The organism is Streptomyces sp. NPDC059398, from assembly GCF_042751845.1.
Taxonomy (GTDB): Bacteria; Actinomycetota; Actinomycetes; order Streptomycetales; family Streptomycetaceae; genus Streptomyces.
On record NZ_JBHYWP010000086.1, the window covers coordinates 1 to 14,975 of the forward strand.

Consider the following 14,975-nt stretch of genomic DNA (forward strand, 5'->3'; position numbering starts at 1 on the left):
GACGCAGACGATGTTCAACGCGGCCTACTCCGTCGGCCAGACCGCCAAGGGCAACCCGGCCTGCACCCAGAACACGACCGCCGCTTCGAGCTGCGTGTTCATCAGGGTGTCGTAGACGGGCCGCTGGACGTCGCGGAGCACGCCGATGGGGGTGTGGTGCAGGGTGTCCGCGTCGGCGAGGCGGGAGAGGGCGAAGGCGGTGGTCGGTGAGGCGGCCCGCGCGTCGTGGACCAGGATCCGCGCTTCGTTCTCCGGGGTGACGTCGACGACTTCGAGGTCGCCGGTGGCCTGGTCGCGGACGACGCCCTTGGGAGCCTCGGGGGTGCCGAAGCGGATGGGCTGCCCGTGTTCCAGACGGATGACCGCCTCCTGGGCCTGCTCACGGTCCTTGAGTGCCTCGAAGGCGCCGTCGTTGAAGATGTTGCAGTTCTGGTAGATCTCGACCAGGGCCGTTCCGGGGTGGTCGGCCGCCGCGCGCAGCACGCTCGTGAGGTGTTTGCGGTCGGAGTCGACGGTGCGGGCCACGAAGGACGCCTCGGCGCCGATGGCCAGTGACACCGGGTTGAAGGGGGAGTCGAGCGAGCCCATCGGCGTCGACTTGGTGATCTTGCCGACCTCGGACGTCGGTGAGTACTGGCCCTTGGTCAGCCCGTAGATCCGGTTGTTGAAGAGCAGGATCTTGAGGTTGACGTTGCGGCGCAGGGCGTGGATGAGGTGGTTGCCGCCGATGGAGAGCGCGTCGCCGTCGCCCGTGACGACCCAGACGGACAGGTCGCGGCGGGAGGTGGCCAGGCCGGTGGCGATCGCCGGGGCGCGGCCGTGGATGGAGTGCATCCCGTACGTGTTCATGTAGTACGGGAAACGGGACGAGCAGCCGATGCCCGAGACGAAGACGATGTTCTCCTTGGCGAGGCCGAGTTCGGGCATGAAGCCCTGTACGGCGGCCAGGACCGCGTAGTCGCCGCAGCCGGGGCACCAGCGGACTTCCTGGTCGGACTTGAAGTCCTTCATGGACTGCTTGGCCTCGGCCCTGGGCACCAGGTGCAGGAGTTCGTTGGTGTCAGGCATCGGTGGCCTCCTTGAGTGCCGTCGCGAGCTGTTCCGCCTTGAACGGCATGCCGTTGACCTGGTTGTAGGAGACCGCGTCGACCAGGTACTTCGCCCGGACGAGCAGGGCGAGCTGACCGAGGTTCATCTCCGGGATCACGACCTTGCCGTACCGCTTCAGGACCTCGCCGAGGTTGGCGGGGAAGGGGTTGAGGTGGCGCAGATGGGCCTGGGCGATGGGGACGCCGTCCCTGCGGAGCCGGCGTACCGCCGCGGTGATCGGTCCGTATGTCGAGCCCCAGCCGAGGACCAGGGTGCGCGCGCCGTCCGGGTCGTCGACGGTCAGGTCGGGGACCTCGATGCCGTCGATCTTGGCCTGGCGGGTGCGGACCATGAAGTCGTGGTTGGCGGGGTCGTAGGAGATGTTCCCGGTGCCGTCCTGTTTCTCGATCCCGCCGATGCGGTGTTCGAGCCCCGGGGTGCCGGGCACCGCCCAGGGGCGGGCCAGGGTCTGCGGATCGCGTTTGTACGGCCAGAACGCCTCGGTGCCGTCGGCCAGCTCGTGGTTGGGGCCGGTGGCGAACTGCACGCGCAGGTCGGGGAGTTCACCGGTCTCGGGGATGCGCCACGGCTCGGAGCCGTTGGCGAGGTAGCCGTCCGAGAGCAGGAGGACCGGCGTCCGGTAGGTCACCGCGATCCGGGCGGCGTCCAGGGCCGCGTCGAAGCAGTCCGCCGGGGTCTTCGGCGCGATCACCGGGACGGGGGCCTCGCCGTTGCGGCCGAACATGGCCTGGAGAAGGTCGGCCTGTTCGGTCTTGGTGGGCAGTCCGGTGGAGGGGCCGCCCCGCTGGATCGCGACGACCAGCAGCGGCAGTTCGAGCGAGACGGCCAGGCCGATGGTCTCCGACTTCAGCGCGACACCCGGACCCGAAGTGGTGGTCACCGCGAGGGACCCGCCGAATGCGGCGCCCAGGGCGGCGCCGATGGCGGCGATCTCGTCCTCGGCCTGGAAGGTCCGCACCCCGAAGTTCTTGTGCTTGGAGAGCTCGTGCAGGATGTCCGACGCCGGGGTGATCGGGTACGAGCCGAGATACAGCGGCAGATCCGTCTGCCGGCCGGCGGCGATCAGCCCGTAGGACAGGGCCAGGTTCCCGCTGATGTTGCGGTAGGTCCCGGCCGGGAACGCGGTGGCGGCCGGTTCGACCTCGTACGAGACGGCGAAGTCCTCCGTCGTCTCACCGAAGTTCCACCCCGCGCGGAACGCCGCCACGTTCGCCTCGGCGATCTGCGGCTTCTTCGCGAACTTGGCCCGCAGGAACTGCTCGGTGTTCTCGGTCGGCCGGTGGTACATCCACGAGAGCAGCCCCAGCGCGAACATGTTCTTGCTGCGCTCGGCCTCCTTGCGGGAGAGCCCGAACTCCTTGAGCGCCTCGATGGTGAGGGTCGTCAGCGGGACCGGGTGGACCTGGTACGCGTCCAGCGAGCCGTCCTCCAGCGGGGAGGCCGGATAACCCACTTTCGCCATCGGGCGCTTGGTGAACTCGTCGGTGTTGACGATGATGTCCGCGCCCCGCGGCACATCGGCGATGTTCGCCTTGAGCGCGGCCGGGTTCATCGCGACGAGGACGTTGGGCGCGTCGCCCGGGGTGAGGATGTCGTGGTCGGCGAAGTGCAGCTGGAACGAGGAGACACCCGGCAGAGTGCCGGCGGGCGCACGGATCTCGGCCGGAAAGTTCGGCAGCGTCGAGAGGTCGTTGCCGAACGAGGCGGTCTCCGAGGTGAACCGGTCTCCCGTGAGCTGCATTCCGTCACCCGAGTCGCCCGCGAAGCGGATGATCACCCGGCTCAGCCGGCGTACCTCTTTGGGGCTCTTGGCGGTCTTGGGGCTCTTGGCGCCTTCGGCACCGCTGCGCACTTCGGTGCTGCCTTCTCCGGCGGTGCTGCCTTCTCCGGTGCCGGCCTGTGCGGTGCTGCCTTCTCCGGTGCTGCCCTGTTCGGTGCTGCCGTCCTTCTCGATCGGATCGGCGCTGCCGTCCTTGTCGATCAGAAGGGCGCGTCGTTCGCCGACAGCGGTCTCGTCGGATCCGTCGGCCTGCTCGGCTGGGCTACTGACCTGGCTGGTCACTGAACTGGACCTCCCTCGGGCGGCTGCTCGGATGTGCCCGGCTGCGCGGGCACACCGGAACCCACCCTACGACGGTAAGGGTGGCCTTCCCTGGAAGACTCATAGGGCGGACGTCTTTTTGAGACGGTGGATTGCCCCGATTTAATGCCATTAAAGCCGCCCATCCCGGCCCCCGGTGTCATCGGATGCTTGCGCTCGGTACTCATCCTTTGGTTCTAGGTCCAGGTCGGGGCCGCTCCTGCGGTACGGCCCCGACCTCGGTGTCTGACAGGGTGTCAGGTAATTACGACTTCAGATAGGTCAGCACCGCGAGCACCCGACGGTGATCCCCGTCACTCGGGGAGAGCCCGAGCTTCAGGAAGATATTGCTGACGTGCTTCTCCACCGCCCCGTCACTGACGACCAACTGCCTGGCCACCGCCGAGTTCGTACGCCCCTCGGCCATCAGCCCCAGCACCTCGCGCTCACGCGGAGTCAGCCCGGCCAGCACATCCTGCTTGCGGCTGCGGCCGAGTAGCTGCGCCACGACCTCCGGGTCGAGGGCGGTCCCGCCCTGTGCCACCCGGACCACGGCGTCCACGAACTCCCTGACCTCGGCGACCCGGTCCTTCAGCAGATAGCCGACGCCCCGGCTGGATCCGGCCAGCAGCTCGGTGGCGTACTGCTCCTCCACGTACTGCGAGAGGACCAGCACCCCGACCCCCGGGTACTCCTTGCGCAGCCGTACGGCCGCCCGTACCCCCTCATCGGTATGGGTGGGCGGCATCCGTACGTCCGCGACCACCACATCCGGCAGCGACTCCTGCGCCGCCAGGTCCCCGACCGTCTTGATCAGCGCCTCCGCATCCCCGACCCCGGCGACGACGTCATGACCGAGGTCGGTCAACAACCGGGTCAGGCCCTCCCTCAGCAGCACTGAATCCTCGGCGATGACCACACGCACTCTGTCCTCCACGACGCTGAAGCCCCCCACTTGATGACAATCCCTGCCCGCCGGTCCCTGCCTGCGCCCACCAGCATCCCAGCTTCGGGGGCCTAACGGGCGTGAGCCGGGATCATCGGGTGCGGCAGGACGGCGGGGGAGATGGCGGGGAGATGGCGGGGGAGACGGCGGGCCGTCCGGGTTTTCAGTCGCGCCAGGGCAGTTCGGCCGTGATGGTCGTCGGGCCCCCGGGCGGTGAGTCCACGACCAGCAGCCCGTCGACGGCGCCGAGCCGCTCCGCGAGCCCCGCGAGGCCGCCGCCCGCCGCACCCGCGGTGAGGTCGCCACCGCCACCGGCACCGCCCCGGCCGTCGTCGGTCACCTGGAGCATGATGCGGTTCTCCACCCGCCAGACGTCCACGCTCGCGCGGGTGGCCCGCGCGTGCTTGCTGACGTTCTGCAGGAGCTCCGAGACGGTGAAGTACGCGATGCCCTCGATTGCGGCGGCGGGCCTGGCCGGCAGATCCACCTCCACCTGCACCGGAGCCGTGCACCGGGTGGCGATCGAGGAGAGCGCCGCGTCGAGGCCGCGGTCGGTGAGGACGGCCGGGTGGATACCGCGGGCCAGATCCCGCAGCTCCTGCAACGCCGTCTTGACCTCGCCGTGCGCCTCGTCCACCATCCGGGCCGCCGCCTCCGGGTCCGCCGTCAGCTTCTCCCTGGCCAGCCCGAGGTCCATGGCGAGCGCCACCAGGCGGGCCTGTGCGCCGTCGTGGAGGTCCCGTTCGATACGGCGCAGATCCGCCGCCGCCGTGTCCACGACCACCCCGCGGTCCGACTCCAGCTCGGTCACCCGGGTGTCCAGCGGCGACGGGCCGAGCAGCCCGAGCACCAGCATCCGGTCGACCCCGGCCAGCCCGCGGATCACCCACGGCGTGGCGAGGACGAAGGCCAGACCGCTCAGGCTGGTCAGGGCTATCTCGAAGGGACTGTCGAGATAGACGCTGTGCGTGGCGTCGCCGTACAGCTGGATGCCGCCCGTGTTCGTGAAGGCCGGGAACACCCACTGCCACAGCGGGTACGTGAACATCGCCCACGCGTACGTCCACAGGACCACCGAGACCGAGAAGGCGAAGACGGCCCACGGGAAGTGCACCAGCGCGTAGACCAGCTGACGCCAGGACGACCCGCTCTTCAGCACGGCACCCGCCCACGACATCATGCCGCCGGTCCTGCCCCGTACCGGAGCGGGCTCCGCGATGTCCACCCGCAGCAGCGCCCGCGCCCTGGCCCGCTCCATCACCCCCAGGCCCCGGCACACGGCCAGGCCGACGGCGAGCAGCGGGATGCCGATGAAGGTCACCAGGAGACCCGCACTCAGCGAGAACATCGTGATCCCGAAAACGAAGAGCACGGTGCTGATCGGCAGCGAGAGCAGCAGATACCCGAACTCCCGCCAGGTGCGGCCCTCGAACGGCGCACGCAGCACCGCTGGTACGCGGTGGTCCCGGGTACTGATGCCGTGATACGTGGCCATGGCGATGTCCATTTCTCTTCGTCCGGCGTGACCGGTGTGGTGGGCACGCCCGGCTGTCCGTGTCCATGCTTCCGGCCCGGAGCGCCCGCGACCATGAGGAGGGGGCCCGTCTTCGAGCGGGGGTTTTCCCCACCCCTGGGCTGTAGCCAGTGCCCGTGTCCGTGCCGGTGCCCGTGATGGCGCCTGTGCCCGTGTCCGTGCCGGTGCCGGTGCCGGTGCCGGTGCCGGTGCCAGTGCCCGTGGTGGTGGCGTGGTGTGCGGCGAACCGGTTGCGTGAGGCGGGCGGGCCGGGGCCGCGCTGCGGGACGACCCCGGCGCGCGCAGACCGCTCGGCCGGTGACGCGTCAGCCGCGGTCGCGCCAGGGCAGTTCGGCCGTCACCGTGGTCGGGCCGCCGACCGGGGAGTCCAGGACGAAGAGGCCGTCGACGGCGCCGAGCCGGTCGGCGAGCCCCGCCATACCCGTGCCGCCGTCGAGCCGCGCCCCGCCGCGTCCGTTGTCCTCGACCCGGATCAGCAGCCGGTCGGCCGAGCGCCACACCTCCACCGAAGCGGAGCGCGCCTGGGCATGCTTGCTGATGTTCTGCAGGAGTTCCGAGACGGTGAAGTACGCGATGCCCTCGATGGCCTCGGCAGGCCGCTCCGTGAGATCGACACGTACCTGCACCGGAGCCGTGCACCGGGTGGCGATCGAGGAGAGCGCCGCGTCGAGGCCGCGGTCGGTGAGGACGGCCGGGTGGATACCGCGCGCCAGGTCCCGCAGCTCCTGCAGGGCCAGTTTGACCTCGCCGTGCGCCTCACCGACCATCACGGCCGCAGCGTCCGGATCCTCCAGGAGCTTCTCCTTGGCCAGGCCGAGCCCCATGGCGAGCGCGACAAGGCGGGCCTGTGCGCCGTCGTGGAGGTCCCGTTCGATACGGCGCAGATCCGCCGCCGCCGTGTCCACGACCACCCCGCGGTCCGACTCCAGCTCGGCGATCCGGCGCTCCAGCTCGTCGGAGGGCGCGAGCAGCCCGCGGACCATGGCCCGGTCGACGTTGGCCAGACCGCGCGCGAGGAACGGCAGCACCGGCCAGAGCACGAACAGGCTCGTCAGGACCAGTGCGAAGGTCAGCACACCCCACGGCAGCCGGATGAACCCGTACAGCATGGCCCGCCATCCCACCGGGTCCTTGAGGCTCATCCACAGCCGGGTGAAGAAGCTGCCGCCGCGCTTCACGAACAGCGGGCTCGGCTCCTCCATCCGGACCCCCAGCAGCCGCCGCGCCCTGGCCCGCTCCGCGCGGCCGAACTGCCGCGCCCCGAGCAGCCCGACCGCGAGCAGCGGCAGCCCCACCACGGTGACGGCCAGCCCGCCGCCCAGGGCGATCATGAACAGGACGTAGACGAAGCCGACGATCGCGTACGGCAGGTTCACCAGGAGGTGGGCGATCTCCTTCCAGGTGTACCGGTCGAACGCGAAGCGCGCGGGCGGTGGCCGGTCGGAGTCGAGAGGGCGGGAGCTGATCGCGGTCATGCGCCAAGAGTGCCGGGCCCCCGGGGCGGATGCCATGGGGCGGATTGGTGGGACGAAGTAGGGATAACCCCACCATGCGGCGGGCCGGGTGCCGGACGCTGTGCAGGATCCGGCTGCTTACCAAGTCTTTATCAGGGCCTAGACTCCCGTGCGTACGGATCGTCGGGAGCGGCGGACGTGGCGGATATGACGGTTGTGACGGACGAGGCGACGAAAAGGGCGCAGGGAGCGAGGGCCGGACGTGCCGGGACCGATCGTTGCCGCAGCGGACCGGGTGGCGCTCGCCGCAGGTCACACGAGTCACGCGGGTCACACGAGTCACACGGGTCACATGAGTCATGCGGGTCATGCGGGTCACATGGGCTATGCGGCTCACGCCGAGCACGCTGGCTATACGCACTACTTCCACATGTACTCGGTCGTCGGTGTGCTCGCCGTCGTCGGTGTGCTCTTCGTCGCCGTGGCCTTCGGGGCCGGGCGGCTCCTGCGGCCCGTGGTGCCGACGCCCGAGAAGCTGCTCACCTACGAGTGCGGTGTCGACCCCGTCGGCGAAGGCTGGGCGCACACCCAGGTCCGCTACTACGTCTACGGCTTCCTCTACGTGATCTTCGCGGTGGACTCGATCTTCCTCTTCCCGTGGGCGACCGTCTTCGCGGCCGACGGATACGGGGCTGCGACGCTGGTGGAGATGTTCATCTTCCTCGGCTTCCTGGCCGTGGGACTGCTCTACGCATGGAAGAAGGGCGTCCTCGAATGGACGTGACGAACCCCGCCGGCCTCCCGGGCCCGGCCGACCTGCCGGACCCGCAGCTGCCGGGTGCTCAGTTGCCGGGTACTCAGCCGCAACGTCTCGGTGTGCTCTCCCGGCTGGCCCCCGAGCCCATGAAGGTGGTCCTCAACTGGGGCCGCCGGTACAGCCTGTGGGTCTTCAACTTCGGCCTCGCCTGCTGTGCCATCGAGTTCATCGCCGCCTCGATGGCCCGGCACGACTTCATCCGGCTCGGCGTGATCCCGTTCGCCCCGGGCCCCCGCCAGGCCGACCTGATGATCGTCTCGGGCACGGTCACGGACAAGATGGCACCCGCGGTCAAGCGTCTCTACGAGCAGATGCCGGAACCGAAGTACGTCATCTCCTTCGGCGCCTGCTCCAACTGCGGCGGCCCGTACTGGGACTCGTACTCCGTGACCAAGGGCGTCGACCAGATCATCCCCGTCGACGTGTACGTACCGGGCTGTCCGCCCCGCCCTGAAGCGCTGCTCCAGGGCATCCTGAAGCTCCAGGAGAAGATCGCCAGGGAGTCGCTCGGCGAGCGCTACTCGGCGCCCTCAACCGCCCAGTTGACCAGCGGCCTCATCACCCCGCCGCCGGTGCCGGGGGCCGGACAGTGACCCACCCCTACGACCGGCTCCCCGAAGCCGTCACCGAACTCTTCGGCGCGGAAGCCACCGCCGGGCACAGCTACGACCTGCTCACCGTCGACGTACCGGCCGCCTCCTGGCTCGCCGCGCTGGAGACCGCAAGGGACCGGCTCGGCTGTACGTACTTCGACTGGCTGACCGCGGTCGACGAACCGGACACCGGCTTCCGGGTCTGCGCCCATGTCGTGGCGCTCGAAGGCCGTACGGTGCGCCGGCTGCTCGTACGCACCACGGTCCCGCACACCGCGCCCGTCCTGCCGACCGCCGTGGAGCTCTACGCGGGCGCCAGCTGGCACGAACGCGAGACGCACGAGATGTTCGGCGTCACCTTCACCGACCATCCGCACCTGGTGCCGCTGTTGCTGCCCGAGGGCTTCGAAGGCCACCCGCTGCGCAAGGACTTCGTCCTCGCGGCACGCGTCGTGAAGGCCTGGCCGGGTGCGAAGGAGCCGGGAGAGTCCACGGCCGGGCACGGCGCGGGAGCCGGTGGCGCGAGGCGCCGCCAGATGCTGCCGCCCGGCGTCCCCGACCCGAACGAGTGGGGCCCGCAGAAGGGCCAGCTGCCCCCCGCCCCGGCCCGTCCGGCCCGCGCCGCACGGGCGGCGGGTGCCGCACGGGCGGCGGGCGACCGCCCGGCCCGGCGCGCCCGCACCGCGAACGAGGGCTCGGCGAGCCAGACACCGGCCACGGCGGGGGACGGGGAGAACCAGGCGTCGGCTCCTGCGCCTGGGCCGGCCCCGGCACCGGACCGGTCCGAAGGGACAGCGGACCGGCCCGAAGGAACAGCCCGGTCGCGTACCCGTACGGAGAGGACGGGCGCCGGTACGGAGGAGACGGGTACCGGTACGGAGAGTCGGGCGCCCGGCACGGAAGCGCGAGGCACGGTTGCGCCGGGCACGGGTACGGATGCGCCGGGTACGGCTGCCACCGAGGCGCCGGGCGCGGCTACCGGCGCGCGGGCTGCGGGTGCGCGGGGTACGGCTGTGCAAGGTACGGAAACTCCGGGTGCGTCCCCGAGGGCGTCCACCGGACGGCGACCCTCCGGTCCCCGGCGGAGCCGGAGCGTGTCCGAGGGGTCCACCTCCCAGCGGGCGCCCGGGAACACAGCGCCCCCGGCGTCCTCACCCGCCCCGGCGGGCAGCGACGACGCGCCCTGGCGCAACGCCCGCCCGGCCTTCGAACCGCCACAGAGCCCGGCCACGGGGGAGGAGCCCACCGAGGCCCCGGCCCCGGCCGACCGGGCACCCGAGACCCCGGCCGCCCCGGCCGGTCAGCCACCGGAAGAGCGGCCCGCCGGTGACGACGCCACGGGTGACGACGCCACGGGTGACGACACGACCGGAACCGAGGCCGGACCGCAGCCGGACGGCGGAGAATCCGCGCCCGGCTCCGGGACCGCATCCGCCCCCGACACCACATCCGCCCCGGAAACCGCGCCCGGCCGCGAAACCACACCCGGCCCCGCCCCCGAATCGGCCCCCGGCCCCGCCACAGACACCCCTCAGGGCGAGGGCAGCCATCAGGCCCCCCGCCCGGACACCCCCGCCGGAGGCGATACCGCGTGAACGACGTACTCGGCGTCGCCATCCGGCTGGTCATCGTCTTTGTGGCTTTCCTCGTGCTCCCGCTGCTCGTGGGGCAGACCGAGCACAAGGTCATGGCCCATATGCAGGGCCGCCTCGGCCCCATGTATGCGGGCGGGTTCCACGGCTGGGCCCAACTCGTCGCGGACGGGGTGAAGTTCGCGCAGAAGGAAGACGTCGTCCCGGCCGATGCCGACCGGCGGGTCTTCCAGCTCGCTCCCGCCGTCGCCCTCCTCCCGTACCTGCTCGTCCTGCTGGTCATCCCGATCGGGCCGGGCGAGAGTGCCGTCGGGCAAGTGGTCGACGCGGGGATCTTCTTCGTGCTGGCCGTGCTGGGGGTCGGCGTGCTCGGCTCGCTCATGGCGGGCTGGGCGTCGGCCAACAAGTTCTCGCTCCTCGGCGGGATCCGTACCGCCGCACAGCTCCTCGCCTACGAACTGCCGATGCTGCTCGCCGCCGCCTCCGTCGCGATGGCGGCCGGAACGGTCTCGCTGCCCGGCATCCTGGACGCGTTCGCGTGGTGGTGGATCCCGTGGCAGATCGTCGGCGGGCTGGTCTTCTTCACCGCGGGGCTGGCCGAACTCCAGCGCCCGCCCTTCGACATGCCCGTCGCCGACTCGGAGATCATCTTCGGCGCCTACACCGAGTACACGGGGCTGCGCTTCGCGCTCTTCCTGCTCTCCGAGTACGCGGGCATCGTCATCCTCTGCGGACTCACCGCCGTGCTCTTCCTCGGCGGCTGGCACGGCCCCTGGGGCAGCGACGGACTCGGCTGGGTCTGGATGCTCCTCAAGACGGCCGTTCTGGCTTTCGGGGTGATCTGGCTCCGGGTGACCTATCCGCGACTCCGTGAGGACCAGCTCCAGAAGCTGGCCTGGACCGTACTCATTCCGCTGGCCCTCGCGCAGATCGCGCTCACCGGCATTGTGAAGGTGGCGATCGGCTGATGCCCCCCGTTCCCGGCTCCGGTCTGGCCAAGGGCCTGGCTGTGACGCTCCGCACGATGACGAAGAAGACGGTCACCGCGCAGTATCCGGACGTCCAGCCCGAACTGCCGCCGCGTTCGCGCGGCGTCATCGGGCTGTTCGAGGAGAACTGCACCGTCTGCATGCTCTGCGCCCGTGAGTGCCCGGACTGGTGCATCTACATCGACTCGCACAAGGAGACGCTCCCGGCGGCCGCGCCGGGCGGCCGCGAGCGCAGCCGCAATGTCCTCGACCGGTTCGCGATCGACTTCGCCCTCTGCATGTACTGCGGTATCTGCATCGAGGTGTGCCCTTTCGACGCGCTCTTCTGGTCCCCGGAGTTCGAGTACGCGGAGACGGACATCCACGAACTCACCCACGAGCGCGACAAGCTCCGCGAGTGGATGTGGACGGTACCCGCGCCGCCCGCGCTCGACCCGGGGGCCGAGGAGCCCAAGGAGATCGCCGCGGCCCGCAAGGCAGCCGACAAACTCGAAGCCGCCCACCAGGCCGAACAGGCGGCCCAGCAGGAGCAGCAAGCCCAGCAGGAACAAGACACCCAGCAGCAACAGGAGTCCCAGCAGTCCCAGCAGGAACAGGAGGGGGAGGCGTGAGCCGCGCAGCAGACATGGTTGCCGTCGCAGCCGCGAGCCACCCCGGGTTCCTGTCCCCGACGGGCGTCGAGATCGCCTTCCTCCTCGTCGGTGTCGCTACCTTCGGCGCCGCGCTCATCACCGTCACCACCAAGCAGCTGGTGCACGCCGCCCTCTGGCTGATCGTGGCGCTCGGCGGTCTTGCCGTCGAATACCTGCTGCTGACGGCCGAGTTCATCGCCTGGGTGCAGGTACTGATCTACGTCGGTTCCGTCGTCGTCCTCCTGCTCTTCGGACTGATGCTCACCAAGGCCCCTATCGGCCGCTCCCCGGACGCCGATTCGGAGAACCGCTGGGTGGCGCTCGTCGTAGCTGCCGCAGCGGCCGCCGCTCTCGTCTGGGTGGTCGCCGACGCGTTCCGTACGACCTGGATCAACCTCCACGGACCGGTCCAGGGCTCCACCGAAGTCACCGGGGAGATCCTCTTCCGCAACTGGGTACTGCCCTTCGAAGCGCTCTCGGTGCTCCTGCTGGCCGCCCTCGTCGGGGCAATCGTCCTGTCCCGGAAGAACAGCGCGGCGACCGGAGGCAGCGCAGCACCCAGCAACATCGCAGTACCCGGCGGCAGCGCAGCACTCAGCGACAGCGCACCCACGGGAGCCACCCCCACGACCGGGGACAGCCCGGCCACGGGAGCGACCCCCACGACCGGGGACAGCGCGGCCCCCGGGAACGGCGCCCCCGGGAACGGCGCACCCCGGGACAGCAGGGGGCAGCGCTGATGCACCTCGTCTATCCGGCTGTGCTCGCAGCCCTCCTCTTCTGCACCGGGCTGTACGGAGTCCTCGCCCGCCGCAACGTCATCCTGATCCTGATGTCCGTCGAGCTGATGCTCAACGCCGTCAACCTCAACCTCGTCGCCTTCGACGTATGGCTGCGCGACAGGCTCCACTCCGGGCAGGCCCTCACCCTCTTCACGATCGCCATCGCCGCCGCCGAGATCGGCATCGGCCTCGCGATCGTCCTCGCGGTCCACCGGAACCGCGGTACGACGGACATCGACCAGCTCCGCGACACCGCCGAATCACCGGCCCCGGACGACCCGGAAGAACCCGACGACCCGGACGGCCCCGACGACCCGGGCGGCCCTGACGACCCCGGCCACCCGGACGGACCGGACGACCCCCACGGACCCGAACACCCCCACGGCCCCGACGACCCCCACGGAGACGCCCGCGAGGAGAAGGCAGAGGCTGCCGCGTGACCACGACGACCCTCGCCGTCCTCGTTCCCCTCCTTCCCTTCCTGGGAGCGGTGGCAGGACTCCTGCTCGGCCGTGTCGCGCCCGGATTCGTCCGGCCCCTGGCCATCCTTCCGACGCTCGCCGCAGCCGCGCTCGCCATCACCGTGGCCGTCCGGCAGAGCGGCGGGCGCCCCATCGAAGCGGCCACCCGGCTGACCCCCACCGGCTCCGTACCCGTCGACCTGTCCCTGTACATCGACGGCTTCGCCGCGCTCGTCGCCGTCCTGGTCGTGGTCGTCGCCGGATGCGTGCAGATCTACTCGACCGCGTACCTCCGCGACGACCCGCGCTACCCCTCGTACGCGGCGATCGTCTCGCTCTTCACCTCCGCGATGCTGCTCGTCGTCTACTCGGGCGACCTGATGGTGCTGCTCGTCGGCTGGGAGGTCATGGGTATCTGCTCGTACTTCCTCGTCGGCCACTACTGGGAGACCCCCGAAGCCCGCTCCGCCTCCCTCAAGGCGTTCCTGGTCACCAAACTCGGCGATGTCCCCTTTCTGATCGGCCTGTTCGCGCTCGCCACCGACGCCGGAACGTTCCGCATCACCGGCATCCTGCACACCGTCTCCGAAGGCGGGCTCCACCACCCGACAGTGACCGCCCTGCTGCTGCTCGCCGGCGTCGCCGGGAAGTCCGCGCAGTTCCCGCTGCACACCTGGCTGCCCGACGCGATGGCAGGCCCCACCCCCGTCTCCGCCCTGATCCACGCGGCCACCATGGTCGCCGCCGGTATCTACTTCACCGCCAGGCTGCTCCCTGTCTTCGCGGCGTCGGCCGCCGCCATGACCGTCCTCGCCGCCATGTCCGCCGTCACCATGATCGGATCGGCGCTCGCCGCCCTCGCCCAGGACGACATCAAACGCGTACTCGCCTACTCGACCATCGGCCAACTCGGCTATATGTCGGGCGCCCTGGCAGCCGGCGACCGCGGGGCCGCCGTCTTCCACCTCCTCTCGCACGGCGCGTTCAAAGCACTCCTCTTCCTCGGCGCCGGTGTCGTCATCCACGCCGCGGGCACCAACTCGCTGGCCGCCATGAGCCGCATGGACAACCTGCCCCGGCGCATCCCCGACGCCTTCTGGACGATGACGATCGCCCTGCTCGCACTCGCCGCGATCCCGCCCTTCGCCGGATTCTTCTCCAAGGAGTCCGTCCTCGGCGCCGCCGAGAACACCGCACTCGGCCACAGCGCCACCGCCCCGGCGGGCGCAGGCTGGACCGTGCTCGTCGCAGGACTCGTCACCGCCCTGCTGACCGCCGCCTACGCCACCCGGCTCTGGCTGCTCGCCTTCCGCGGCAAGGGCAACGAAGCCCCCGACCACGGCAAGCAGCCCCTCGCCATGAACGGTGTGCTCTGGCTCCTCGCCGTCCCCACCATCGGCTTCGGCCTCACCGCAGGACGCCTGTCCGGCTGGTTCGACGGCCACAGCCTCACCCCGACCCTCACCACCTCCGTCCTCGGAACCGGAGTCGCGCTCGTCGGCGGACTCGTCACCTACGGCACCTGGCGCCACACCACGGCCATGGCCCAACAGCCCCCGATCGGCGCCGTCACAGCCCACCCCGACGCCGACCCCGGCACCGTCGAAGCCGAAGCCATCGCGACCCACCGCTCCATCTACGGCAGCATCGCCTCGGCCCCCGACCCCCTCGACCCCGGCAGACTGCTCCTCGGCCCGCTCCACCGCCACGCGGCGTCCGGCTTCCACCTCGACGCCCTGTACACCGCCGTATGCGTACGCCCCGTACTCGCCGCGGCCCAACTGGTCCGCTTCCTGGACCGCGAGGTCATCGACACCTACGTACGCGGTGCGAGCGCCGCACCCCGCTGGCTGGGCGCCGCCTTCCGCCGCGCCCAGACCGGCAATCCGCAGACCTACCTCAGCGCCCTGCTCGCCGGATCCGTCGTCCTGGTGATCGCCGCCGTCGCCCTTGCCAACGCCTACGCCGGATCGTGAGCCGTGATC

At 70.6% G+C, this 14,975-nt stretch carries 13 protein-coding genes; 8 read left to right on the forward strand and 5 right to left on the reverse strand.

All coding sequences use genetic code 11. From position 1 onward, the window contains the following. Window positions 1-24: 24 nt before the first annotated feature. The 5 genes from ACFXBC_RS26170 to ACFXBC_RS26190 all read right to left on the reverse strand — a co-directional run bounded on the left by ACFXBC_RS26170 (window position 25) and on the right by ACFXBC_RS26190 (window position 7,145). Window positions 25-1,068 (reverse strand): 2-oxoacid:ferredoxin oxidoreductase subunit beta, encoded by a 1,044-nt coding sequence (locus ACFXBC_RS26170; RefSeq protein WP_385029240.1) that lies wholly within the window; start codon window positions 1,066-1,068, stop codon window positions 25-27. Next, entirely contained in the window at window positions 1,061-3,172 is a 2,112-nt protein-coding gene (locus ACFXBC_RS26175) for a 2-oxoacid:acceptor oxidoreductase subunit alpha (protein WP_385029243.1), read from the reverse strand. Before ACFXBC_RS26175 ends, ACFXBC_RS26170 begins: the two co-directional genes overlap by 8 nt. 283 nt (window positions 3,173-3,455) lie before the next feature. Next, on the reverse strand, window positions 3,456-4,115 hold the full coding sequence (locus ACFXBC_RS26180; protein WP_385029332.1) for a response regulator: 660 nt from the start codon (window positions 4,113-4,115) through the stop codon (window positions 3,456-3,458). Window positions 4,116-4,299: 184 nt separating this feature from the next. Continuing rightward, window positions 4,300-5,631, reverse strand: a complete 1,332-nt coding sequence (locus ACFXBC_RS26185) for a sensor histidine kinase (RefSeq protein ID WP_385029246.1) — start codon at window positions 5,629-5,631, stop codon at window positions 4,300-4,302. Window positions 5,632-5,975: 344 nt separating this feature from the next. Beyond that, on the reverse strand, window positions 5,976-7,145 hold the full coding sequence (locus ACFXBC_RS26190) for a sensor histidine kinase (RefSeq protein ID WP_385029248.1): 1,170 nt from the start codon (window positions 7,143-7,145) through the stop codon (window positions 5,976-5,978). A 358-nt stretch (window positions 7,146-7,503) separates the two neighbouring features. Between ACFXBC_RS26190 and ACFXBC_RS26195 the strand changes: the two genes are divergently transcribed. Genes ACFXBC_RS26195 through ACFXBC_RS26230 form a run of 8 tightly spaced genes read left to right on the forward strand, consistent with a single transcriptional unit; the run spans window position 7,504 to window position 14,966 of the window. After that, complete coding sequence (locus tag ACFXBC_RS26195) at window positions 7,504-7,908, forward strand: NADH-quinone oxidoreductase subunit A (RefSeq protein WP_385029335.1); 405 nt, start codon at window positions 7,504-7,506, stop codon at window positions 7,906-7,908. After that, a complete protein-coding gene (locus tag ACFXBC_RS26200) occupies window positions 7,899-8,534 on the forward strand; it encodes an NADH-quinone oxidoreductase subunit B (RefSeq protein ID WP_385029251.1) in 636 nt (211 codons plus the stop codon). Before ACFXBC_RS26195 ends, ACFXBC_RS26200 begins: the two co-directional genes overlap by 10 nt. Further along, a complete protein-coding gene (locus ACFXBC_RS26205; protein ID WP_385029254.1) occupies window positions 8,531-10,129 on the forward strand; it encodes an NADH-quinone oxidoreductase subunit C in 1,599 nt (532 codons plus the stop codon). Before ACFXBC_RS26200 ends, ACFXBC_RS26205 begins: the two co-directional genes overlap by 4 nt. After that, window positions 10,126-11,094 (forward strand): NADH-quinone oxidoreductase subunit H, encoded by a 969-nt coding sequence (locus ACFXBC_RS26210; protein ID WP_385029257.1) that lies wholly within the window; start codon window positions 10,126-10,128, stop codon window positions 11,092-11,094. Before ACFXBC_RS26205 ends, ACFXBC_RS26210 begins: the two co-directional genes overlap by 4 nt. Continuing rightward, window positions 11,094-11,726, forward strand: a complete 633-nt coding sequence (locus tag ACFXBC_RS26215) for a NuoI/complex I 23 kDa subunit family protein (RefSeq protein WP_385029260.1) — start codon at window positions 11,094-11,096, stop codon at window positions 11,724-11,726. Before ACFXBC_RS26210 ends, ACFXBC_RS26215 begins: the two co-directional genes overlap by 1 nt. 14 nt (window positions 11,727-11,740) lie before the next feature. Then, window positions 11,741-12,487: an NADH-quinone oxidoreductase subunit J gene (locus tag ACFXBC_RS26220; RefSeq protein WP_385029338.1), complete on the forward strand. Its 747-nt coding sequence runs from the start codon at window positions 11,741-11,743 to the stop codon at window positions 12,485-12,487. After that, entirely contained in the window at window positions 12,487-12,969 is a 483-nt protein-coding gene (gene nuoK, locus ACFXBC_RS26225; protein ID WP_385029263.1) for an NADH-quinone oxidoreductase subunit NuoK, read from the forward strand. Before ACFXBC_RS26220 ends, nuoK begins: the two co-directional genes overlap by 1 nt. After that, window positions 12,966-14,966: an NADH-quinone oxidoreductase subunit L gene (locus ACFXBC_RS26230; RefSeq protein WP_385029266.1), complete on the forward strand. Its 2,001-nt coding sequence runs from the start codon at window positions 12,966-12,968 to the stop codon at window positions 14,964-14,966. The genes nuoK and ACFXBC_RS26230 overlap by 4 nt, the downstream gene beginning before the upstream one ends. The last annotated feature ends 9 nt before the right edge of the window (window positions 14,967-14,975 follow it).